28 protein-coding genes, 1 tRNA gene and 1 pseudogene are annotated in these 22,290 nt (G+C 44.5%); 17 read left to right on the top strand and 13 right to left on the bottom strand.

The annotated features are described in order from the left end of the window. Positions 1-102: 102 nt before the first annotated feature. Positions 103-315 (top strand): hypothetical protein, encoded by a 213-nt coding sequence (locus P8X24_RS09965; protein WP_372915856.1) that lies wholly within the window; start codon positions 103-105, stop codon positions 313-315. After that, positions 312-713, top strand: a complete 402-nt coding sequence (locus tag P8X24_RS09960; protein WP_372915854.1) for a PIN domain-containing protein — start codon at positions 312-314, stop codon at positions 711-713. Before P8X24_RS09965 ends, P8X24_RS09960 begins: the two co-directional genes overlap by 4 nt. Before the next feature lie 87 nt (positions 714-800). Here the strand turns inward: P8X24_RS09960 and P8X24_RS09950 are convergent, their stop codons facing one another. From P8X24_RS09950 to P8X24_RS09940, 3 genes are read right to left on the bottom strand one after another with little or no spacing between them, the layout of a single operon-like run. Further along, on the bottom strand, positions 801-2,663 hold the full coding sequence (locus P8X24_RS09950; protein ID WP_372915852.1) for a dipeptidyl-peptidase 5: 1,863 nt from the start codon (positions 2,661-2,663) through the stop codon (positions 801-803). Positions 2,664-2,689: 26 nt separating this feature from the next. Continuing rightward, positions 2,690-3,532 (bottom strand): DMT family transporter, encoded by an 843-nt coding sequence (locus tag P8X24_RS09945; RefSeq protein ID WP_372915850.1) that lies wholly within the window; start codon positions 3,530-3,532, stop codon positions 2,690-2,692. 1 nt (position 3,533) lies between these two features. Continuing rightward, positions 3,534-4,565: a hypothetical protein gene (locus tag P8X24_RS09940; RefSeq protein ID WP_372915848.1), complete on the bottom strand. Its 1,032-nt coding sequence runs from the start codon at positions 4,563-4,565 to the stop codon at positions 3,534-3,536. Between the two features lie 77 nt (positions 4,566-4,642). On the opposite strand from P8X24_RS09940, the pseudogene P8X24_RS09935 reads away from it, so the two are divergent. From P8X24_RS09935 to P8X24_RS09920, 4 genes and pseudogenes are all read left to right on the top strand, one after another. Further along, positions 4,643-5,196, top strand: a pseudogene (locus P8X24_RS09935) (DUF531 family protein). Continuing rightward, positions 5,172-5,636: a signal peptidase I gene (locus tag P8X24_RS09930; protein ID WP_372915847.1), complete on the top strand. Its 465-nt coding sequence runs from the start codon at positions 5,172-5,174 to the stop codon at positions 5,634-5,636. The pseudogene P8X24_RS09935 and the gene P8X24_RS09930 overlap by 25 nt, the downstream one beginning before the upstream one ends. A gap of 98 nt (positions 5,637-5,734) precedes the next feature. Continuing rightward, complete coding sequence (locus P8X24_RS09925; RefSeq protein WP_372915845.1) at positions 5,735-7,102, top strand: ADP-specific glucokinase; 1,368 nt, start codon at positions 5,735-5,737, stop codon at positions 7,100-7,102. Between the two features lie 54 nt (positions 7,103-7,156). Continuing rightward, positions 7,157-7,234: transfer RNA gene (locus P8X24_RS09920), tRNA-Glu, on the top strand. A 276-nt stretch (positions 7,235-7,510) separates the two neighbouring features. Here P8X24_RS09920 and P8X24_RS09915 read toward each other — a convergent pair. From P8X24_RS09915 to P8X24_RS09875, 9 genes are all read right to left on the bottom strand, one after another. Continuing rightward, entirely contained in the window at positions 7,511-7,828 is a 318-nt protein-coding gene (locus P8X24_RS09915) for a hypothetical protein (protein ID WP_372915843.1), read from the bottom strand. A 229-nt stretch (positions 7,829-8,057) separates the two neighbouring features. Beyond that, positions 8,058-8,318, bottom strand: a complete 261-nt coding sequence (locus P8X24_RS09910; protein ID WP_372915842.1) for a hypothetical protein — start codon at positions 8,316-8,318, stop codon at positions 8,058-8,060. Between the two features lie 300 nt (positions 8,319-8,618). Continuing rightward, positions 8,619-8,780, bottom strand: a complete 162-nt coding sequence (locus P8X24_RS09905; RefSeq protein ID WP_372915840.1) for a hypothetical protein — start codon at positions 8,778-8,780, stop codon at positions 8,619-8,621. Between the two features lie 403 nt (positions 8,781-9,183). Further along, positions 9,184-9,594, bottom strand: a complete 411-nt coding sequence (locus tag P8X24_RS09900; protein WP_372915838.1) for an AbrB/MazE/SpoVT family DNA-binding domain-containing protein — start codon at positions 9,592-9,594, stop codon at positions 9,184-9,186. Between the two features lie 108 nt (positions 9,595-9,702). Beyond that, positions 9,703-10,440: a hypothetical protein gene (locus P8X24_RS09895; protein WP_372915836.1), complete on the bottom strand. Its 738-nt coding sequence runs from the start codon at positions 10,438-10,440 to the stop codon at positions 9,703-9,705. Continuing rightward, positions 10,419-11,180, bottom strand: coding sequence for a hypothetical protein (locus P8X24_RS09890; RefSeq protein ID WP_372915834.1), 762 nt, complete (start codon positions 11,178-11,180; stop codon positions 10,419-10,421). The genes P8X24_RS09895 and P8X24_RS09890 overlap by 22 nt, the downstream gene beginning before the upstream one ends. A gap of 128 nt (positions 11,181-11,308) precedes the next feature. Next, a complete protein-coding gene (locus tag P8X24_RS09885; RefSeq protein WP_372915832.1) occupies positions 11,309-11,509 on the bottom strand; it encodes a hypothetical protein in 201 nt (66 codons plus the stop codon). Positions 11,510-11,686: 177 nt separating this feature from the next. Continuing rightward, on the bottom strand, positions 11,687-12,151 hold the full coding sequence (locus tag P8X24_RS09880) for a hypothetical protein (protein WP_372915831.1): 465 nt from the start codon (positions 12,149-12,151) through the stop codon (positions 11,687-11,689). Continuing rightward, positions 12,148-12,360 carry a t26-17p gene (locus P8X24_RS09875; RefSeq protein ID WP_372915829.1) on the bottom strand — a complete coding sequence of 71 codons (213 nt, stop codon included), beginning with the start codon at positions 12,358-12,360 and terminating at the stop codon, positions 12,148-12,150. Before P8X24_RS09875 ends, P8X24_RS09880 begins: the two co-directional genes overlap by 4 nt. A 148-nt stretch (positions 12,361-12,508) precedes the next feature. Here P8X24_RS09875 and P8X24_RS09870 point away from each other — a divergent pair, with 148 nt between their 5' ends. Continuing rightward, entirely contained in the window at positions 12,509-12,700 is a 192-nt protein-coding gene (locus P8X24_RS09870; protein ID WP_372915827.1) for an Hfq-like protein, read from the top strand. A 3-nt stretch (positions 12,701-12,703) separates the two neighbouring features. Here P8X24_RS09870 and P8X24_RS09865 read toward each other — a convergent pair whose 3' ends face one another. After that, positions 12,704-13,816, bottom strand: coding sequence for a geranylgeranyl reductase family protein (locus P8X24_RS09865; protein WP_372915825.1), 1,113 nt, complete (start codon positions 13,814-13,816; stop codon positions 12,704-12,706). A gap of 67 nt (positions 13,817-13,883) precedes the next feature. Here P8X24_RS09865 and P8X24_RS09860 point away from each other — a divergent pair, with 67 nt between their 5' ends. The 10 genes from P8X24_RS09860 (at position 13,884) to P8X24_RS09815 (ending at position 22,142) form a co-directional block, all read left to right on the top strand. Continuing rightward, positions 13,884-15,449, top strand: a complete 1,566-nt coding sequence (locus P8X24_RS09860) for a hypothetical protein (protein ID WP_372915823.1) — start codon at positions 13,884-13,886, stop codon at positions 15,447-15,449. A 3-nt stretch (positions 15,450-15,452) separates the two neighbouring features. Continuing rightward, positions 15,453-15,863 carry a DUF61 family protein gene (locus tag P8X24_RS09855; protein ID WP_372915822.1) on the top strand — a complete coding sequence of 137 codons (411 nt, stop codon included), beginning with the start codon at positions 15,453-15,455 and terminating at the stop codon, positions 15,861-15,863. 3 nt (positions 15,864-15,866) lie between these two features. Then, a complete protein-coding gene (locus P8X24_RS09850; RefSeq protein ID WP_372915820.1) occupies positions 15,867-16,139 on the top strand; it encodes a hypothetical protein in 273 nt (90 codons plus the stop codon). Positions 16,140-16,294: 155 nt separating this feature from the next. Beyond that, positions 16,295-17,614 (top strand): type I glutamate--ammonia ligase, encoded by a 1,320-nt coding sequence (gene glnA / locus P8X24_RS09845; RefSeq protein ID WP_372915819.1) that lies wholly within the window; start codon positions 16,295-16,297, stop codon positions 17,612-17,614. A 40-nt stretch (positions 17,615-17,654) separates the two neighbouring features. After that, on the top strand, positions 17,655-18,407 hold the full coding sequence (locus P8X24_RS09840; protein WP_372915817.1) for a hypothetical protein: 753 nt from the start codon (positions 17,655-17,657) through the stop codon (positions 18,405-18,407). A 1-nt stretch (position 18,408) separates the two neighbouring features. Continuing rightward, positions 18,409-19,035 (top strand): tRNA (N6-threonylcarbamoyladenosine(37)-N6)-methyltransferase TrmO, encoded by a 627-nt coding sequence (tsaA, locus tag P8X24_RS09835; protein WP_372915816.1) that lies wholly within the window; start codon positions 18,409-18,411, stop codon positions 19,033-19,035. Beyond that, positions 19,032-20,018, top strand: a complete 987-nt coding sequence (locus P8X24_RS09830; RefSeq protein ID WP_372915815.1) for a glycosyltransferase family 4 protein — start codon at positions 19,032-19,034, stop codon at positions 20,016-20,018. The genes tsaA and P8X24_RS09830 overlap by 4 nt, the downstream gene beginning before the upstream one ends. Next, complete coding sequence (locus P8X24_RS09825; protein ID WP_372915813.1) at positions 20,015-21,037, top strand: L-threonylcarbamoyladenylate synthase; 1,023 nt, start codon at positions 20,015-20,017, stop codon at positions 21,035-21,037. Before P8X24_RS09830 ends, P8X24_RS09825 begins: the two co-directional genes overlap by 4 nt. Before the next feature lie 102 nt (positions 21,038-21,139). Then, positions 21,140-21,325, top strand: coding sequence for a hypothetical protein (locus tag P8X24_RS09820; RefSeq protein WP_372915812.1), 186 nt, complete (start codon positions 21,140-21,142; stop codon positions 21,323-21,325). 568 nt (positions 21,326-21,893) lie between these two features. Next, positions 21,894-22,142 carry a type I restriction endonuclease gene (locus tag P8X24_RS09815; protein ID WP_372915810.1) on the top strand — a complete coding sequence of 83 codons (249 nt, stop codon included), beginning with the start codon at positions 21,894-21,896 and terminating at the stop codon, positions 22,140-22,142. Positions 22,143-22,290 lie beyond the last annotated feature (148 nt).

The following is a 22,290-nucleotide window of genomic DNA, read 5'->3' as shown; positions in this document are numbered from 1 at the left end:
TCTCTGAATACTCTCACTTGTGCTTCTATCTAAGAGAGATGCGCTACTAACTTCCACATGACCCTAAAATTATATAAACCTCGGAGATAAGGATGTTCAGCTATGAAGACAATAAACGTGAAAGTTCCTGATTGGGTTTCAGAACAAGAGGCCCAACTTTGGATAGCAGAGGGGCTTGGAAGAAAGATATCCCGGCGAATAGTTCTTGAAGCTCTTGCTAAGGGTATCCCGCTAGATGAAAAACCCTTTGAAGAAACAAGAGAAGAAGTTTGGAGTGAGATTAAGCGCAAATACATAGAGATGGGATTGATATGAATGTCGTGGTTGATAGTAACATCCTGTTCTCAATAATTGTGTCTGGTAGGAAATCAAAAGCGTTCAGGCTTCTTGAAGAACACGAAATTACGCTCTTTGCTCCGGAAGAGATAATTTTTGAGTTCAGACGGCACACTTGCAAACTCAAAAAGTTCGCAAAGGACTTTGAATATCGCACATTCTTGGCTTTTTCGCTTGTTCAAATACTTCCCTTAGAGTTCTACTCAGATAAAATCAAGGAGGCCTATGAGGTAGCTTCTAAGTTTGATGAGAAAGACACCGCATCACTATCGAGTAAGAAATTCGTCGCGTTGGACACGTTAGCTTTGGAATCTCTTTTGGCTGGAAAAAGCCTAGAGGAAGTATTGAAAGACATGGAATCCCGTCTTAGGTCATAGTTTAAAAATTGGTGAATAATAAAAATCAACAAGCGATGATGAGCTCCATCCCTGTCTGAAAAAATGATGAATGTAGCGCGCTCTGAGCTACTCCTTCATTATCTTCTCCACGTCAAAGCCTTCCTCGTACTTCTTGAGCTTCCTCTCGAAGAACTCCATGAATAGCTTGTACCTCTTCATCCTGTGCTTTGGACTCCCTGTGACGCTGTGGCCGTGTGGACCGCGCTTGAATATCGCAATGTACGCTTCCTTCCCTAAGTCCTTGAGCACGTGGTAGAACATAACTGACTGATCGAGCGGACAGCGGTAGTCCTCGAGGGAGTGGATCAGTAATATAGGGGCTTTAACGTTCTTTGCATAGAACAGTGGGCTTAGCTTCCTAAAGTTCTCGTTCTCCAATGGATTCTCTCCTATTACTTCCTTATCGAACCATAGACCTATATCGGAGAAAGCGTAGCTGGTCAGCCAGTAGCTTATGCCGTTCTCGCTTATTCCTGCCTTGAACAGCTCGGATTGAGTCAAGGCCCAGTTAGTCATAAACCCTCCGTAGCTTATTCCAGTAATACCAATCCTCTCCCTATCGGCTTGAGGCTCAAGCTTGAAGAACTCCTCTATCCCGTTCATTATATCTTGGAAGTCCTCTAGACCAGTTCTGTTTAAAACCCTCAGCGCGAAGTCCTCGCTGTAACCGTTGCTCCCCCTCGGGTTGACGAAGACTATGTAGTAACCTTTACTCGCCATTAGCTGCATCTCGTACTTGAAGTAGTAACCGTACATTCCCTTTGGCCCACCGTGGACGAAGACTATTACTGGAGCCTTCTCTCCCTCCTTGATCTCCGGCTTTATGTACCATCCGTCTATCTCAAGGTCGAGCGACTTAAAGCGGAAGTGCTTTGGCTCGAACGTCTTAAGCTTCTTGAATATCAGCCCGTTATAATCCGTTAGTTGCCTCTCCCCTCCGTCCCAGACGTAGAGCTCCCTTAGCCTTGTGGCAGTTTCCTTCAGGTAGACGACTACCTTATCAACGTCAAACCCCATTATCCAGTGCTTTCCTTTTGCTATCTCCTTAACCTCTCCATCCCAGACGTAAAGATTAACGCTACCCTCCTCGTAAAGGGTGAAGTATACCTTTCCGTCCTTAATCTTTGCCTGCCCTGCCTCCCTGTCGATTTCGTCCATTATTCCAGTAATTTTGCCGTCCTCGTATATGTAGAGCTTGTCGTGCTCGCTCATGTACTTCTTCTCCGGCTTTCCGTACAGGAGAATCCTCTTGCCGTCGGAGTCTATAGCTTGGAACGAGACCTTCTCAAGCACCTTTTCTTCCTCTCCATCTTTCCAGATGTAGATGTCCCAGAACTTGAAGTACTGTGGGATTCCCTCCCTGTGCGGAACACTAATCACTATCGAATCTCCATGCCATATTCCCGAGGAGAACCTTGGCTTCTCGAACTCCTCTATTACTTCCTCAGCCTCGGTATCTAAGATCCAGAATGTAGTCTTCTCCCCGTCGAAGAAGCCTAGCCTGTCGAACCACACCGGAACGTCATCGTCAAACACGAAGTCTTCATCGTCCCTCCTCTTGAACCCTACAACTAGAAGCCTCCTTGAGTCTTCGTTCCACTCTATAGATCTCACGTTCTTGGCCTCAAGAACCCTCTTTGCGGTAAGGGTTTCTATGTCGGCAACCCAAATCTCACTCTTCTTTTTCTCCTCGTTGACTCTCATGAATGCTATCCTCTTTCCATCTGGAGAAATTCTGGGCATTGAGGCGTTCTCTATGTACCTCTTCTTTCCTGTTTCTAGGTCTTCGATTACTATCGTGTTCTCGTACTTGTTGCTCTCAAGGTTCGCCTTCGTCAGTACGTAGGCCACCAAGTTACCCCTAGTCTTGGGGTCGTCCAAATATGCAAACTTGGCGAAGGTCTTCTCGTTCCATTCGATACTGCTCATAACGGTATCACCAAAACTTAATTGCATCAGTTCCTATTAAGCTTTTCTTTGTACAACTCTATCCATATCGCCGACATTATTAGGAGTGCCCCTAGGTAGCCTTTTACCGAAAGCACCTCCCCCAGGGTTACCAGGGAGAACAAATGTCCGAATACGGGCTCAGCAGAGTACAGTATCGCAGCCCTGTAGGCTTCAACCTTAGGCTGGTACTTGACCTGGGCAAAGAAAGCTAATGCCGTGGCGAATATTCCTGTGTAGAGGATAGCGAGGAGAACGCTTCCCTCTGGCATTGGCAGGCCTTCTGCAATTAGGGCATAGGTCGTTGAAAGCACCGCATTCCAGAAGACTTGCCAGAAGGCTATTCCTATTCCGTGCTTGCTGAAGTACTCCACGAGAACTATCTGGAAGGCGAAGCTTAATGCCGCTATTATTGTAAGTAGATCCCCATAGTTTAAGGACAGCCTCGCGTTGGAGATTAGGTAAAGGCCCAAAATTGCAAGGATCAACGCCACTGAATCTTCAACCTTTATAATCTTTCTTAGGATTAAATAAGCGACGAAAGGAGTAAAGACCACGTAGAGGGATGTTATAAAGGCCGAATTTGATGCTGTGGTGTACTTTAATCCGACGATCTGAAACCCATGCCCCAGGAAGAGGGCAACTCCCAAAATTAGCCCAGGGATTATTTGATCTCTCTTCAGCTCCTTTTTGAGGAAGAGAAGCATTAACAGGGAAGCTATCGTGAATCTAATGGCTATGAACGTTATTGGGGGAAAATCCTTGACCGCAACCTTCATTACGGGAAACGTTGAGCCCCAAATCACCGAGATTCCAAGGAGCACAAGTGAGGCCTTGGTTTTTTCCTTCATGTTATAACTTTGATAGTAGTTCTTTCTTAACTTCTTCGCTTTTTATCTTTGGGATGATCAGTTCCCTTAGTTCCCCAACCTCTCCCAACTCTATGAACCTTTCCCCTATAATTGCAAGAGCTTCATCTCTTACTTTTCCATTCCTTATACTCTCTGCAAATTCTATGGCCTTTTGAAATTTCTCTAACTTAACCAAGACTTCCACTGCCCTTTTAACTTCCTCATCACTGAGCTTTAATGGTTCTATCTCCTTAAGTGCTATTTCCAACAACTCTGTTCCCTCGGGCATATTATTTTCATTCGCCCAGAGTGCTATCTCCAACACGGCAAGGCCCCTCTTTTCTCTCTCGAATTTCTCATGCACCTTGTACACCGCCTGCCTGAACCTACCCTCGTACGTTAACTTCCTTATCTCGGGATCCTTCGTGAATGAGAGAACCTTTGATAACCTTATCTTCTTCTCAAGCATCCCTGCCCTGTGACCAACCTTTAGCTTGTCGAATATATCGTAGGCCCTTTCATAGAACTTGAGTGCTATATCTGAAGTTAACTCATCCCCAGTTTTCTCTATTATGTCGGCAAGGCTTAATATCAGGTCGGTTTTCTTCGATACATCAATGTCGAGGTCAATTATCATGTCGAAAGAGTCCTCAAAGGCGTCGAAAGCTGAATCATAAAAGCCTGCCCTTGCTAGTCTCGTTCCGAGGAACATTGCGGAGATCGCGGCGTCGTACTTGTCGAGCTTGTTGAGGAGCGAAATTGCCCTGTTAAAATACTCGGTGGCCTCTTCGTAGTACCCAATTTTAGCAAGGGCCAAGGCTATCTCCGAATATCCGATGACCTTATCTTCCGACCTCTTAACGTGCTTTTCCAAGATGTAAATTGCCTCATCAATAAAATCCGGATTCATAGTGACAACGGCGGCCTCCGATAGGACTATTACCTTGTCAATATCCTCAAGCTCCTCAAGGTGCTGGAGGGCCTCATCTATGAGCCCTCTCCTCACCAGCTCGATTATCTCTTCAATTTCCATAATTTTCAGTTAGTTGTTCTAAGTATTAAACACTTTGCCTGGGATTAACTTTAAGTCTAAAATTGAAATTTTGAATGATGCTCACAATAGCCCTCTACAACACTTACGATGTCCGAAGGCTACATGAAGCTCACATAAGGGCGATAGCAAGGGCAGCCCCAGTTGCCTACGCTTTCGACTTCCACTTAGCTTTAGTGGGGTTTCCCTTTGAAAACGATGATCCGAAAGTAGTCGCTGAGGAGGTAGCCTCAACCACGACGATTGGAGAGGGAGGTAGATACCTACTGGAACTCTCGAGGGCCAATAAGTTTCATCTATTGGATTTTCCTAGGAAGGGCTTTCCCCCCAGTTCGGGGTTCCAATAGCCACCACATCAAAGCCATCGAGGGAGAAGTTTGTAACCACAGAAGAGGTAGCCAAGATGGCACTTGAGGGAAGGAGTTTGCTACTGATTATAGGGCTTGGTAGGCATGGGCTTCCGAAAGATGTTTTAAAGATATCAAAATATCACCTTGATGTGACGGACGGTATGGGGGTAAGCTTGGAAACCTGTACGGCAATAGGCATAATTCCAGCTAAATTAAGAACGTTGATGGAGGCGCTGAAATGGAAAAGGCGATTAAAGAGATAATTTCTACTCTCTTGATAATCCTCTTAACCCTTGCCTTCTACCAGGGGCTTAAGCTTGTCCTCCACACTGACATACCCTTAGTGGTCGTCGCTAGTGGGTCTATGGAGCCCGTTTTCTACAGGGGAGATGTCGTTGTCCTTAAGGGTGTTAAACCTGAAGATATTAAAGTCGGAGACGTTGTAGTTTATAGGAGCCCTTTAGCCAAATATCCCATAATCCATAGGGTTAGGGAGGTCAGGAAGGTTGTTATTGGAGGTAGAGAAAAGCTCTGCTTTGTAACTTGGGGTGATCACAATCCAGTTCCTGATATCTATCCTACATTCAACGGTGTTTTAGACTGTGTCCCTGGGGATGCCGTAGAGGCTAAGGCTCTCTTGGTGATTCCTAAGGTAGGTTGGATCTCCATAAAGTTCAGGGAGCTTCTCGGCCTTGGTGGATGAAGAGAGGGTAGGTAGCTGAGCTGTGATGACCTAATCGGCCCCTGACACCGAGCAAAGGTTTAAATTTTTTCCTGCTTTATCCCTCAGGGTGATACACTATGACGGAGTGGGAGGGTCTGTATAAAGGTGCAATTGAGAAGGCAATAAAATCAGTTCCAAAGGTTAAAGGGGTTCTCCTGGGCTATAACACGAACATAGATGCCATAAAATACCTAAATTCTAAAGACCTTGAGAAGAGGATAGAGAAGGCCGGAAAGGAGGAAGTATTGAAGTACTCTGAAGAGCTTCCAGAAAAAATTACCTCGATTCCACAGCTCCTTGGCTCAATTCTCTGGAGCATTAGAAGGGGGAAAGCAGCGGAACTCTTCGTTGAGAGCTGTCCTGTCAGATTTTACATGAAGAGATGGGGCTGGGACGAGCTCAGGATGGGAGGTCAGGTAGGGATAATGGCCAACCTCCTAGGTGGAGTTTACGGTGTTCCGGTTATAGCTCATGTCCCTCAGATCTCAAGGCTACAGGCAAGCCTCTTCCTTGACGGGCCAATATACGTTCCGAAGGTTGAGGATGGTAAGGTTAAGCTTGTCCATCCCAGGAAATTCCAGGGAGACGAGGAGAGTTGCATACACTTCATCTATGAGTTCCCCAGGGGATTCAAGGTATTTGAGTTCGAGGCTCCCAGGGAGAACAGGTTCATTGGGGCTGCTGATGACTACAACACGACGCTATTCATAAGGGATGAGTTCAAAGAGGGCTTTAGGGATATAGTAAAGAACGTTCAGCTGGCAATAATCAGCGGGTTGCAGGCCCTCACAAAGGAAACGTACGGGGAGCCCATGGAAACAATAAAGGCGCACCTTGAGATCCTCAATGAAAAGAACATCCCAGCACACTTAGAATTCGCGTTTACACCAGACGAGTTAGTCAGGAAGGAGATCATAAAGATCCTGGGCAAATTCCACAGCGTTGGCCTGAATGAGGTCGAGCTCTCTTCTATAATGGAGGTGATGGGAGAGAAGGAGTTGGCTGAGAAGTTACTAGCCCATGATCCAGTTGATCCAATAGCTGTAACCGAGGCCATGCTTAAGCTTGCCAAGGAGACGGGAGTTAAGAGAATACACTTCCACACCTATGGTTACTACCTTGCATTAACTGAATACAAGGGAGAGCACGTTAGGGATGCACTGTTGTTCGCCGCATTAGCTGCCGCTGCAAAGGCAATGAAGGGTAACATAACGAGCTTGGGGGAGATAAAGGAGGCCTTAAGCGTCCCAGTGAATGAGAGGGCCGGGCAAGTTGAGGAGGTTCTCATTAAAGAATACGAGATGAAGGGTGGAATTGCAGAAGTTGAGGGTTACCAGCTGGCCTTTGTGCCCACTAAGATAGTCACTAAGCCTAAGTCAACGGTTGGGATTGGGGATACAATCTCAAGCTCAGCCTTCATTGGAGAGTTCTCCTTCACCCTTTGAACTGTTTTATTCGAAAACTTTTTAAATCGGTTTTAGGGGAGATGCTAATGGGTTGCCCCGGTGGTGTAGCCCGGTCAAACATGCGGGCCTTTCGAGCCCGCGCCCCGGGTTCAAATCCCGGCCGGGGCACCAGAATTCTCTCAATAACAACTTCTGGGGGATCTTCTCCAAAGAAAATCCACCTCAACGTCTGATTAATAAATTTGGACTTGTTTAGAGCAAAACTCTCCATGACGCCGGTCACCTCCACATCAAGCGTGATGTGAATGCGTTTCTTTCGCTTCTTTTTGCCCAAATCTCTTTGGTGAGAGCCCCTTTTATTAGTGGCCACTTTGCCCATTGTGACCCACTATTATCAGCAGGACCTATGGAGTATATATTGACTACCATGGGGATCACCTCTGGAATCTAGGTCTTTAGCCATTCTGAATATTCTCTTCCTAGTTTAATCATCCGGCTTGAGAAGCGCTTTGAGAGGACTATGTAATCCTTGCCGTTGACGATTGCTTCCTCAAGAATACCGAGCTCCTTTAGGCGTCTAATCACATAGTAAACCGTGTTTGTGTGAACGCCCGAGGTTTTAGCTACTTCTTGAACAAATTTCTTCAAGTTTCCCCTGAATAGCTGTCCATCATATTCATACTTGAGTTTTTCAAGTATGTTCTCAACTACGAGCTTTTCCCTCCTTAGCATACCATACCTTATGACTTTCTCAAGCCAGTTCATATTCACTACCTTTGTGTGGGCACAAATTCTTTTGTGTGAGAGTTGAGCATTTCGGAAAAAGAAGGTTTCTGAGAGCGTTTTTCTCCCACGAACCGTGGAGCTTATAGCACAAAGTTTTTTTGTGCTTTTAAATACTTCCCCTCATACAAGGTTGCTTGCAAGTCAAAGAAAATATCACAGAAATCAAGGCACAACTGTGACCTCAGCATGTTAGTATGCCCACTTAATATCATACCCTAACACCCCCCAGCCACACCTCCAAATTAAGATCCTTCTTCCTGGGGAAGAGCTTTGAAAACTCCTCTTCAACCTTAATCTTAACCGCTCTCTCGATCATATACTCAAGAGAACTTGCTGGAGAGTGATACTTAGCTGAGACAATCATCTTAGCAAAGCCCTCCTCCCAAACCACCCATCCAATCCCATAGTAACCCATGACAAAAAGATCTTCACAGTCAAGCGTAACCCAGGATCTAGTGGCGATGTACATGTAATCAACATAAGGTTGCCTTGCAATTGCTTGGGCAAGAACCTTCTTAACATCCCCTCCTTAAACTCAACTCCGATCCTCCTAGCATGCCCCTTCCTATTTCTCAAAATAATTAGGAGATCAAACTCAAGCTTTTCATTGTTTCCATTAAGCCATACATGAGGATGAACCTCCTTAAGAGTCTCTTTCATCTCATACGAAGCATCATAAGTAGATTCAGGTACATGGGCTTGAAGTTTCTTTAAATCTTCCCCATACTTTCGGGGCCTTCCTGGCCCAGGGCGCCTACTATACCTCATTTTAGACACCGTTCCTAAAGTGGCTTTTCCAAAACGTCCAGAGTTCCCAAATAAATTCGCCCCAGGACTTCTTTCCTTTGGCTTTTTCAATCTCAGCAACTCTATCTGGAGGAAGTAAGAATTCAACGCGCCTTATTGCCTCATATTTCCTTCTCCTTGCCATTTTCATCACCTTAAGATTATGGGACTTATGGCCATGTATGGAACTTAGTTCCATAAACCATACGGAAGGAAAACTTATAAGCTTTGTTGTGGTCAAACTTGTTGCATAATGAACACAATTGACCAAATTTTTGGATACATAAACTCAGAACAAACACTATTAGGCAAGATAATTTCATCAAGTCTGATATACAACTTCTTAGCGTAATAGAATGAACAAAAATAAAAACCCTTTAGAGGGCTTTTTTCTACAAAATATGCATTACTTTAGGCAGTTAAATCAGCTTGAATTTTTGGATACATGAATTAACTTCACAAAAAAATCGCCTGTCTGAGGGAAGAAAACATTGGCAAAATACTTTCTTCTTTCTTCTTTTTCTCGAATTAATATATACATGTATATATTAAACGTTCAAAAAAACATACTTGAATTGAGTGTTTTCATCAGGAACTTTTCTCTTGTAGAAGTCAAGTAGTATAACCTCAACAAGTTCGTCTGGCTGAATGTTTAAGTCCCCCCTAAGGTCATTTGGGATGTGAACTGCTCCTTTTCTTCCAACTTTCGAAATTACCTGAGCCTGGTTAAGTACATATATAGTCCTTTCCTCAAGGTTTACATTGATTTTCCTTAGTATTATCTTGACATAATCGCCCTGTTCGATATTCAAGGCATCTCTGATGTACCTCGGGATAATTAGCCTTCCATCCCTATCTATCCTAGCCTGAAACTTCGCTAATGGTTCTCTTGTTTCTTTCCCCTGTTCTTTGTTAGTGTCCATGTGCTCACCGCCTTTGCTCCTTATGTTTTCTAACATGTTTATGTTTTTTGTTTAAAACGTTTTTAAACGTCTTAACTTTTGCGTGAGCATGCAAATGAGTTACTTATAAAAGTAGTAAAGAATAGATTAAGGAGTGATGAATAGTTAGTGATATTCAAGTACTCCTATTTCTTCGAGTCTGATAAGGAGGTCTTTGATTATTTCGTATTTTCTTTCTTCGAATTCTTTTTTGGGGCTCCATATGCGCCCACTACTAGAAAGCATGATTTCTAGTCCGCCATAGTCTATGAAGAGAACAGAAAGGTAGCCGCCGTATTCTTCGAGGAATCTACGGTAATCGGGAGAGTCTTCTAGACGTATCCCTCCGACTGCGGCGTTTTTTACTAGCTCATGATCCATGTCTCTTGTGTAAAATCTGCTGAAGTTGCCAAACTCTCTTCTAAGAACTTCTTCATTTTCGTGGATGTTGAACGTAACGTCGTAATACCAATCTGTGGTTCCTAAGAGTTTGCTAATTGTAGCTATGAGGCCTTTGAGAAGTTTGCCTTTCGTAAAGATGGCCATAAAACCTTCAACTTTCTCTGCAGTGTATATAAAGAATGTGATCTTGTTAGCAGGTTTTAGCGCTATTAATCTGCCTGCGCTTTCTACTGTCATCCAGCTTTCAATTTTTGCTTTGAACTCTACTCCCAATTCATTGTATTCTTCCCTAGATATTATCTTTGTGTAAAGTTTGGGGTCATTGTTGATTAGGCTTAAATCCAAGTCGTTTCTCTGTATGGGGATTTCGTCATAGTCAATAGTCGTTTCGGGGGCAAGAAGGTCTAAGAGGTTCCCAAGGTGTAGGGGTTTTACTTTTACTATTTTGCAACTTTTCCCCATAGGGGGAACCTCCTAAACTTTATAGAGAATAAAGCTTCGATTACTCCAGCGTCAGCATTTCGGATGTTTATCTCTACAGTTTCCATTGTACGGGTCGGTTCAGAAATGTGTGCAAGTGTAGCTATATTTTTTGAGGAAATAACTTCTTTGAGTTTAGTGTAAACTTCCTTAGCTGTTTTTTCGTCCTCAAATTGGAGTTTCAGTCGTATGATGCTTTTTTTAACTACAAACTTTTCTTGGAGTTTTGATTTCAGATTTTCTAAGATGCTTAAAATGTCTCTCATGACTCTTTTGCTCTCTTCTTTTGAGAGTTTCCTTAGATCCGGAATTATGAAGACTGTTAAGTCTGTGGCAATTGCCAAATCATATATTTCCTCGGCCAAATCTTCGTAGTCTTCTCCAGATATGGGAAAGATACTCTCATCAAAAGGTAGTAGGAAGTTCGTCTTAATTTGATATTCAACAGCACATTCAACTTTTCTTCCAGAAATGTCCAATGTTAGAGTTCCTTTACTCTTGTTAAAGTTATATTTGTGAAGAACTTTTATTACTTCATCCTCAACTTCTTTAAATTTTGGCCAGGATCTCTCTTTGAATATCGTGACTAATACAAAAGTCACATATATATCTTTTCCAAGAGGCAACTTTGAAGAGCGTCTAAAATCATCCAGAATATCTTTTCCAAGTTTATATCCATAATACGCTCCCTCCATGGCTTGAGCAAATGTAGTAATTGCCATCTTTCACACCATCTTTATATTGATTTGTTGTGTATTTAATCTTACCTCCAGCTCCAAGGATCTTTATTAAATTTTACACCTTTGAAATATTATTGGCTTTATAGTGTTTGCACCCTCATGCACTTCTCTTACCTCTTTTGCTCGTAATTTTCGACGATTTTTCTCGCTCTCTCGTTCTCGCTTTTGAGAATTTGAGCCCTCTCATAGCCTTTTGAATATGCAGCCCTTTTGGTTCTCTCCAGAATCCTGGAGTAGATCCTATCACGCTGCGTAAACGCTGCATTTGAAGAAGCCCTCCCCTCGCTTCTTGCCTGTCCAAATATGTTCATTCATTTGGCTAAAATGAACAGGGAGTGGGCTTTCGGCGGGTGTCGTGGTGGCAGGTGGCTGGCAGAATGTTTATATATCCCTAGTATATACCAATATTGAGCCCGTGAGAATTGGTAATGAGCGGGCGATGAGCCGCACTGGCATGAAGCCCCGTTGGGGGCGGAGTTGGCGGCTTCTCACTTCCATACTGGTTCTAAGCTCTTATTGAGCCTTAAGTAATTGCACAGGTTATCCGCAAGTTCCATGATCTTTTTCAGCTGTTTATCTGTCAGTTTGCCTTCTATTAGAACCTTGTCCTTTCCATACCTCTTTTGGAAGGCTTTCACTAGTTTGTCATCAACGACTATTATTGTGAAGTCGTCATAATACTTATCAATTTTCATGAACACAACGCTTGGAATTTGGGATCCTTTTTTGTATGAATACGCTCTTGAAACCTCTATCAGTGGGAGTAAGGGGGAATAGCGGTTTGAGAAGTCGTTAAAGTACTTAGTCTTCCTCTTCCCAAGCTTTCTACTGTGCTTGACCCACTTGACTATATTGTTGTACACCTTCCCCTTATTTGAGTCCCTGATTATTAGGAGGGATATGTAGGAATAATTTCCCTCGTCCGATTTATCAACGAAGATCAGCCAGCTCATTCCACCACCAGCCACTTTGGCCTTCTCTTTTCTGGAATTAGGCTTAGTATCTCCTGGAGTTCCTCTGGAGTTAGGATGTAAACTTCCTCTCCAACATTAGCCTTTGAGGGGACGTAGATTATCTTCTGCTCGACGTTGTAAACCTTACCTTTCTTCCTTTGCCTCTTGATGTGCTTGTGAACCTTCACCCTCCACACTAACACCACCATCATACAGCAGAACTTCATCCCCTATAAACTTTTCTACTGTAGAACTGCAATATTAGCAGAGATAAAATAACGTGAAGTTGCCAGATAAAGTTTTTATTTCGCCCCGTTAATTACCTTTCAGGAGAAATCTTGGCAACGGGGGGGGGGCGTGAAGGAGAAGAAGTTCAGTCTGAATAATATTAGTGGGATTATTAAGGTTTTATCTGGCGAAGTAATAGTTGGAAAGATCAAGTGCCTTGATGACAACTTCATCCTAGTACTCACCAAAGATGGGAAAGTATTCATCGTGAACAAGAAAGCAATCGCCTACATTGAGGTTCAACAAGGGAATCCGGTTTAGTTGTCAGACGAGCATCCTCAGTATCATGGGGCTTATCCTTATAAGCTTGGCAAGAAGTCTTGGGCTTTTTAGAATAGCTTTTACAGTTTGGACGTGATCGTCAAAGTTCGCGCTCCTCTCTATTATCTCCCTTGCCTCTTCGCTTGACAGCACGTCGAATACTTCCTCAATGTTCTCCTGGGACATTTTCCTGAAGAGTTTCCTCACCCTCAATCCAAAGCTTATCTGATTTCTAACCCAAGAGCACTCCCTCTCGTACCTTGAGATGTCCCCATTCAATATACCCTTCGCCAAAACCCTCGCACAGTACGCTCCAAAGACTATTCCACCGGCGGTTGTTGGCTTTATCTGAAGGGCGGCATCCCCTAAGAGGGCGACATTCCCCTTAACCCATGGCCTCCTCCATCCTAGGATCACGGCCCCCGTTTTGAATTCAAGTATCCTACCCCCATTCAACCTTCTCAGCTTGAGGAACTTTGCCAAGGAATCAACAGAACCGAAAGTCCCTACTCTTGCCTCCTCCTCGTTTATAGGGGCAACCCAGAAGAAGAACTCTGGATTGAGATCTTTATTCACCCATACTTCAACTCTATCTCTCCTAAAGTTTCCCAGGACTTCTACTTCCCATCCCTTCAATACTTCTCCATCAGTTCTCGCCCCAATTTCTCTCGCTACGGTGCTGTTCATTCCATCTGCTCCAACGTAAAACTTTGCCTCTATCTCAAATTTGGAGTCAAGGTGTTGCACTACTGCCTTCCCATTTCTAAATCCTAGGAAGCTTGTCGCCATGTAGTACTCTGCCCCCCTCTTCATGGCTCTCTTTGCGAGTTCTCTCTCTAGGATCTTCCTATCAACCAAATATGCTTGGGGAGTTTTCCTACTTACCTCGAATACGGTCTTTTTTGATATGAAAAATGCCCCATTAAACGCATTTAAAATGGCCTTTTCGGGCAGTCCTAAGCCTTCGTACATCTCCGCTCCAATTATGCCCGTGCAGGCCTTACCTCCGAAGTGGCCTTTTCTCTCAACAACGGCAACGTCCATCTTTCCTGCCAACAATGTTGCCAAGTAGTTTCCCACCGGCCCTCCACCAATTATAAGGACTTCGTACTTCATTCGCCTCGCCCCTTGGCATAAACTATTTTAGCTTCTATTCTTCAGAGATTAGTTTGGAGGGAAAGTAATGAGGAAGGTTCTATTTATACTTGTCCTACTCATTTTAATGCCTTTCGTAAACGCCCAAGTCGGTCAGTTTGAGAGTGAAGGTAAAGTAATTGGTCTCGTTAACTCCGTGACATCGGGAGAGTTTTACCTGACAAATCCGCTCAAGATTAAGTTCGCTCACGTGTCAATTAGAAGTGCGAAATTTTTTGACGAAGAGGGAAATGAAGTTGAGGGCTTCAACATTGAATTCCAGGATAGTATCTTTAGATTCTGGGGTTCTGGGGAGAAGAAGGTTGTTAAATATTCCCTTTACGCCAAGAACGTTACTCCTGGGGAATATCTCCTGTACATATTTATGTGGGGATTTACGGAGACTAATCAGTTGTACCTTCTCTCGGTTTACGTTCCTGTTGAGGTTAGAGACAAACCCCTGATATTTCAGGATGCTGTGTCTTTTATAAAAGACAAGCCCAACGCGAAGGTTGCATTGAGTGGAGACGTTATAGTTGTCTACTCCCATGTTACTAACCTTGCAAGCGTTCCCATAAACGTCACTGCTAGGGCTGAAATAGTTTCGCAATCGGGCAAAGTTGTCACGTGGGAGGAATTTAATCAGACGATGAATCCTGGGGATAACTTAATTAGGTTCGAGCTGAGGTTGCCTGATCCACTTAGGCCAGGGGTTTATAAATTGAAGTATGAGATATCCTATGAGAGAGGGGTCTATGAGTACTCAAGGGAATATTGGGTTGATGTAGGAATTTCCTTCGTTGATATGTCAATAGAAAGGACTAACGCCTTGCAGGGCGAAGATAACTTTGCATACATAGTAATATCTTCGGACAGATCCGCACTCATCGATGTTAACTTAACGGTTTATGCCCCGGATTACTCCCTTGAAAACTCAACTAAGTTTAGGATAACCCCGGGTTCAAACATCCTCAAGCTCAAACTGCCAACTGAGAAACCTGGAAGACATGAAGCTGGGGTTAAGGTTTTCTACAAGGGATTTGAAGTGGGGGAGGCCACCGGAGATTACCTTGTGATTGGATTCCCAACTTTGAATGCATCGGTTAAGGATGGAAGGATAGTAGTTGTAATAAACAATCCAAACGCCATCTCACTCACGGCTACGGTTGAGTATAGGATCACCTGGGACGATGGTTCTTTAGTTAGGGAGGCTAAGGAGCTCTTACTTCCTTCGGGTAACTACACGTTCTCCATAGGACTCCGGAGGGAAGGGGGTTTCAAGTACGTGGTTTCACTTAAGACCCTTGGGAGAGAAGTCGAAGTAGAAGGTGTTGGGGTTGTGGGGCCTTCTTCAATAACCTCAAGCACGACAAGCTTTCCACACTCAACTACCACATCCTCACTAACTACCACGACTCCTTCGGAAAGTACAACCTCCTCGGCAACTCCCACGACAACCCCTCCTAAGAAGAGCAATACTTGGGCGTTCCTCTTGTTGCTCTTGGCGTTAGTTGGAATTGCCGGTGTTGGCGGATACTATTGGCTTACTGACTCAAGAAGGAAAAGGAGAAAAAGGAAAAAGCCTAAAAGGAAGTCGCCCCTCGGGAGGAAGTAAGAAATGGAGAGGATTGAGAGGATAATTGAATTCGAGGTAGCTAGAATAAATTCCCATCTACCTAGGAAAAGGGAAAGTTTATCAAGATTACTCCTAATGGATGATCCAAAGGTAAAGCTGAGGGACGGCAGTTATCACTACTTCAAACGGGACGAGCTATTGCTTCTGAGGTCACTCCTTGAAGAGGAAGATGCTGAGAAACTTAAGCTCCCAATAGTCCTTGAGATAAGCACTGTAGATAGGGGGAGCTTCATAGTTAGGGGCAAAGTTGAGGTTAAGGTTATAAAGAAAATCCTAGAAATTGAGGAGGGTTACGAGGAGGAGACAATGCTAAGGCTCCCAAGGTATTACCTTCCAAGGATAAGGAGAAAACTCCCCACGACAACGGTTCACGCCTTCATAACGGAGTGGTAAGCCATGGACAAGACTTTACTAAGGTACTATGCATTTACAATTCCTCACGTGACGATATTTGCGGGGGCCGTCTTCGGGATTCTCCTGCTAATGAGGATTGACCTTAAGCTGGCCGTTGGTATATTCTCGGCCCTATATGGCTTGATGCTTACGATAGTTGCCTTGGTAGTTAGGGAGCACTTCTGGAATTCTCGAATATACAAGTTAAGTTTACTTGCCTACGTCTCCCTCTTCTTGGCGGGAATTTTTATCACATATTCGTCAATATTTGGATGATAGATAGTTAATTTTGAACATATTTTTGTTTAGTGCAACCTCAACGTGCACATTTTGTCTATTATTTAATGTTCACGACTAAAACCTTATATTGGGCAAGTGTTCATTGAATGTGGGGAGGGACTGGATAAATATTCAGAAAAGAGGTGAAATAAATGAACATTGCTGGGACCATTAGCAAGTTTAATAGGAAGCCCAAGTTTGTGCAGCTCATATTTGTTGATGTAAATGGAGTGCCTAAGGGAATGGAAGTGCCAATCAGTAGGCTTGAAGAGGCCGTGGAAACTGGAATAGCTTTTGACGGCTCTTCAATCCCAGGATTCCAAGGAATCGAAGATAGCGATCTCGTATTCAAGGCCGACCCAGACACGTACGTTGAGGTTCCATGGGACAACGTCGCAAGGGTCTACGGTTACATATATAAAGATAACAAGCCCTATCCAGCCGACCCCAGGGGCGTCCTGAAGAACGTTCTCGATGAGTTAGCTAAAGATGGCTTTAAAGTTTACATAGGGCCGGAGCCAGAGTTTTACTTCTTCAAGAAGAATGGTACCTGGGAGCTTGAAATTCCAGACTTCGGAGGTTACTTTGACATATTAACCCTAGATAGGGCGAGGGAGATAAGGAGGGAGATTGCCGAGTACATGCCCGCCTTTGGCCTTACCCCAGAAGTGCTCCACCACGAAGTCGGAAAGGCCCAGCATGAGATCGATTTCAGGTACGATGAGGCCCTGAAGACGGCAGATAATATAGTAAGCTTCAAGTACATCGTTAAGGCAGTTGCGGAGATGCATGGGCTGTACGCTACCTTCATGCCTAAACCGATCTACGAAATGCCCGGCAATGGAATGCACGTCCACATAAGCCTCTGGAAGGATGGGGAAAACATATTTAAAGGCGAGGAAGGGTTAAGCGAAACCGCTCTTCACTTCATCGGCGGAATACTGAAGCACGCCAAGGCACTAACCGCTGTTACGAACCCAACCGTGAACAGCTACAAGAGGCTAGTCCCAGGGTACGAGGCACCAGTGTACGTAAGCTGGGGCTACAGGAACAGGAGCGTCCTTATTAGAGTTCCAGCGTTTTGGGGGAATGGGGCAAGGATCGAGTATCGCTGTCCAGATCCAAGTGCCAACCCGTACTTTGCATTTGCAGCGATTATTAAGGCCGGATTCGATGGAATCAAGCACAAGATCGACCCATTCGCGTACGTCGAGGAGAATGTCTATGAGATGAGTGAAGAGAAGAAGGCCCAGCTTGGAATTGACATCCTCCCAAGTAACCTAGGAGAAGCCCTTGAAGAGCTTGAGCAGGATAAGGTCATCAAAAAGGCCCTGGGAGGAGCGTACAAGAACTTCATTGAGTACAAGAGGGCTGAATGGGAGGAGTACTTGGACTACCTTGAGAGCAAGCACTTGTCGAAGGACACCAAAAGGATCACTGAGTGGGAACTTGAAAGGTACTTCTTCATCTGACGAGGAAAATTATTATCTCCCTATCCCAAATTAATATTCGATGGATCTCGGGAAGCACTTCTTAAAGCAAGCAATTGAGACGTTTAAGGAGATAAGGGAAGAGGATGTTAGTGAGTATTCTCTCCTTTTGCTTCAGTCAAACGTCATAAAGAGCCTAGCCGATGCCTCCCTAATATTTTTCTCCAGGGAAGACGATAAAAAAGTTGAAAAAGCCTATTGCGAATTCTTGGATGTTTTAGAATTTTTAAGGGATAATGATCTCTTTTTAGGCGGTGGTCTTTTGCAATTGAATTTGCTCAGGGATCTGAATCCCCTTAGGGGATTTTCTCTAGATAGGAGATTCGGCAAGCCAAGGGAAATGCTGGTTTGGAGCAACAGGATAGTCAAGCCTCACTTGTTCTTGATGGCTAAATCCCCAAGGTACGAAGAGTTTAAGGATCCACTCTTTAATTTAGGTGCAGATATAAGCCCCCAGGACAGACTTTTCCCCTACCTTGTATCTTCCGTTAGGAGAATTCTCGAGAAGACGGGGGCACCGTGGAGGGTAGTTGGGGAGCTTATGAAGTGGGAGCTCTTCCTGGGCTACTTGAAAGATCCGCCTCAATGCATGGATGGCTACGTTAAGCTCATAGACTCCCTCCCAAGGATCCTTGAGGGGGCCTTCTTTTATTTCCTCTCTGACGACGTTGAAGTTTATGAGCTTGGCCCCAGATCTGGTCTTTTTATTGATGTTGAAAAGATGGTTTGTTTCTCAAAGAAGCTAAATAGGGGATTCATAGCTGGGAGGTGGTAGGTTGTTCGCCGTTTACCCCATAGGGTACATAAGGAAGGAAAATGGAGTGTTTATCGAGATCCTTCCCGAGTTCTTAGAGGCGGTGGATGGACTAAGTGAGGGAGACTGGATAAAGGTAATAGCTTGGCTCCATGAAAGCGATACTCCAGAGAAGAGGAAAGTTCTGAAAGTCCATCCGCGCGGCAATCCAAGAAATCCCTTAACTGGTGTCTTTGCCACTCGCTCTCCATTAAGACCGAATCCCTTTGCCTTGTATACCGTTAGGATAGAGAGGATTGAGGGAAATAAACTCTACATCTCCTGGGTTGATGCGTACGAGGGAACTCCTGTCCTCGACATAAGAATATTCGTTAAGAGGCTTGACTGTCCAAGTGAGATTGAGAGGAGGGAAGTGAATAAAGGTAGGGGAGTTCGGATTGGCGAGATCAACTTAATACCCAGGAAGTCCAATTATCTGGGTAAGCTTGAAGAAGTGTCTCCTGAGGAGTTCGAGGCCTTGACAGTTGAGATAGGCCCTAAAACTGCCGTTCTTTCTGCTGAAGAGCTGTGTACATTGATTAAAACCCTCAAAAAGATTTATGAAGAATTGCCCGTTGAGATTAGGGGCAAGCTGGGGTGTTTGGAGTGAAAATCCTAATGGTTGGCCACTACCCCCCGCACAGGGGAGGGGTTGCAAGGCACGTTAAGGAGTTGGTTGAATGCCTTAGGACTAGGCACGAGGTTCACGTTTTAACTTATGGAACGGTCAAAGTTAGGGAGGGTGGGGTTTACTCGATCAAAGTTCCCAACATCTTTGGCCTTAGGGGAATATCCTTTGTCTTGCTTGCTTCGAAGGTTATAAGGAGGTTACATGAGAAAAATAACTACGATGTAATCCACGCACATTATGTTGGAACCACAAGCTACTCCGCGATTCTCTCAGGCGTTAGGCCGGTGGTAATTACGGCCCACGGGAGCGACCTTGAGTTCATGTCCAAGCTTCCACTGGGCAGGTACTTCGTTAAGGAGTCCTTGATCAAGGCCGATAAGGTGATAGCCGTCAGCCACTACTTGGCCAAGAAGGCCTTAAGGCTGGGCGCGAGGGAGGTTAAGGTAATTCCTAACTGGACGACCCTCAGTGGAAGATCTGAGAGGAAGGCAATTGTCTTCCTGGGTAGGATTGCCAGGTATAAAGGTATCTATGACTTCATAAGGCTTGCCGAGCACTTCCCTGAAGAGGAGTTCCTCGTTGCCGGCGAGGGCCCCAGGATTAAGGCTCCAGAGAATGTAAAATTCTTGGGGTACGTTAGGGCTGAAGAGGTTTTAAGCAAGGCGAAAGTTCTTGTTCTCCCCTCAAGAAGGGAGGGATTTGGTCTCGTCATTCTTGAGGCAAATTCTTTTGGGGTTCCCGTCTTGGGGAGGGATATCGGCGGAATAAGGGAGCTAATAAGGCACGGCAAGAACGGTTACTTATTCAACACCCTGGAGGAGGCAGTTGAGTTTTTAAATAGGCTACTTGAGGGGAAGGAAGGAGCTAAAAGGGGTGCAATTGGAAAGAGAATTTCTACATTATATTCGCTTGAGAAGGCGTGTAGAGAGGTTGAGAAGGTTTACGGGGAGGTGGTGAGATGACTATCATCATAAACATGAGGGATAAAATCGACGAGAAGAAGCTCAGGGTAGCCGCTAAACTAATCAGAGAGGGAAAACTTGTTGCTTTTCCCACAGAGACCGTTTACGGATTGGGGGCAGACGCCCTAAACGAGACGGCCGTGAGAAGGATATTCGAGGCTAAAGGAAGGCCTGCTGATAATCCCCTGATAATCCATATCGCGGACTTTTCTCAAGTGCACGAGTTGGCGAGGGAGGTTCCTGAGGAAGCGGAGATGTTAGCTAAGAAATTCTGGCCCGGGCCCCTAACCATTGTCCTTCCTAGGAAAGATGTGGTTCCCAAAGTAACAACGGGAGGCCTCGATACCGTGGCCATAAGGATGCCTGCCCACGAGATAGCCCTGAAGCTTATAAAACTCAGTGGAAGGCCAATAGCCGCTCCTTCCGCTAACATAAGCGGTAGGCCTAGTCCAACGTCTGCCGAGCACGTTATAGATGACTTTTACGGAAAGATAGAGTGCATAATAGATGGCGGCGAGACGAAGATCGGCGTTGAGTCGACGGTCATAGATCTCACCGAATGGCCTCCCGTGCTCCTCAGGCCCGGAGGCTTACCGCTAGAGGAGATTGAGAAGGTCATTGGGGAGGTAAGGGTTCATCCGGCCGTTTACGGGAAGAAGGTAAACTTGGCAAAGGCCCCAGGGATGAAGTACAGGCACTACGCCCCCAGTGCTGAAGTAATCGTTGTTGAAGGGCCAAGAGAGAAGGTAGAAGAGAAGATAGGGGAGCTGGTAGAGGAATTCAGAAGGAGGGGTAAGAGGGTCGGGGTTATTGGCTCTGGAAGATATAACGCGGACGAGTTCTTCTTCTTGGGGAGCACGGTTGAAGACATCGCTAGGAATCTTTTCAAGGCTCTAAGGTACATGGATAAGGCGGGAGTTGATGTGGTCTTAGCTGAAGGGGTTGAAGAGAGGGGATTGGGGTTGGCAGTTATGAACAGGCTAAGAAAAGCCGCTGGTTATAAAGTTATAAAGGTTTGAGTGACTGACCTCTTCCCCGTCCTGAAGGGCGGGGCTTTCAAAAGAAAAAAGTAACACTAAAATCTTAAATCTCTCCATGATAAAATTCCTCATGGTGAGGGTATGAAAGAAGTCACTATCACTGTGAAGGTTCCCAAAGAACTTGAGGGGAAAATTAAAGAGGAGATTTTGAGGATGAAAGCTAAAGTCAACGTGCGAGAAGCTCTAAAAAGAGCTAGAGGCTCATTGAAAACTGGAAAAACCTGGCAAGAGTTGGAGGCCGAGGTTTATGATGAGCTTGTTCCTTGACAGCAATGTTATAATTGAGTTCGCTAAAGACAATCCCAAAGCTGTGAAACTTTTAGAAACTCTTTTCAATGGGGAATTTAGAGTTTTTATCAACAGCATAGTCTATAGTGAGGTTTTCTTCATATTCTTATAAGGCAAAAACAGGGAAAGGTTACTGGGAATTGAAAAAAAGATAAAGAAATTGTGAAAGCCACAACTAAAGAGTTCTTAGAGACCATATTAGCAACATGCAAATACTATGGAATCCAAGGTCTGGTTTCTCTTGATCCAGACTTTGAGGACGCATGTAAGTCTGAGGGAGTTCTTTTGATAAATTCAGTTGAAAAATTAAAGTCATTGGTGTAAACCATGGCTGAGTGAGGACAATGCGAAACCCACAATTGAAGGGCTCACCCCGGCAATACAAGAGGGGTATTGAAATCCTTGAAGATAAAAAAAGAACCCCTCCTAATTTCCCGAGTAAAGCGAGCAATTGTGAGAATAAACAAAGTTAGTGAGAAGGAAGCAGAGGAGGCTATAACTTTTCTCAAGTCTGTGTCATTTGGTGTTGAGGGGGTCTTGCAGAATATTGGACTACTTGAAGGATGGCGTCTCAATCAAGGATGAAGAAACTGGTGAGCTAAAACGACTGATGCTCATAGATTATGAAAATCCAGAAAATAACGAGTTTTTAGTTGCAAACCAAGTTAGTTATCCCTTTAAAACAAAAATCCCAGACATAGTTCTCTATATCAATGGGATTCCCATTGTGATAATAGAGTGCAGGCTGTCCGATGAACCGAGATTGTGGAGGTGTTTCTTTGGGAGCTCTTGCTAAGGATGGGAGGACAGGCTTTCAAAAGGAAAAATGTAACGTTGTTGGTTCAGGTATAGTCAGAAGGTGAACTGTTATATATAGCAAGTGCGCTAACTACTATTCGGTGGGATTCGTGGGGTTTAGGAAGTGAATCCTTGGTTTTGACCCG

It is taken from the genome of Pyrococcus kukulkanii, from assembly GCF_041647995.1.
GTDB lineage: Archaea > Methanobacteriota_B > Thermococci > Thermococcales > Thermococcaceae > Pyrococcus.
Note: the sequence above shows the minus strand (reverse complement) of the source record. Positions and strands in the feature narration are given on the sequence as shown.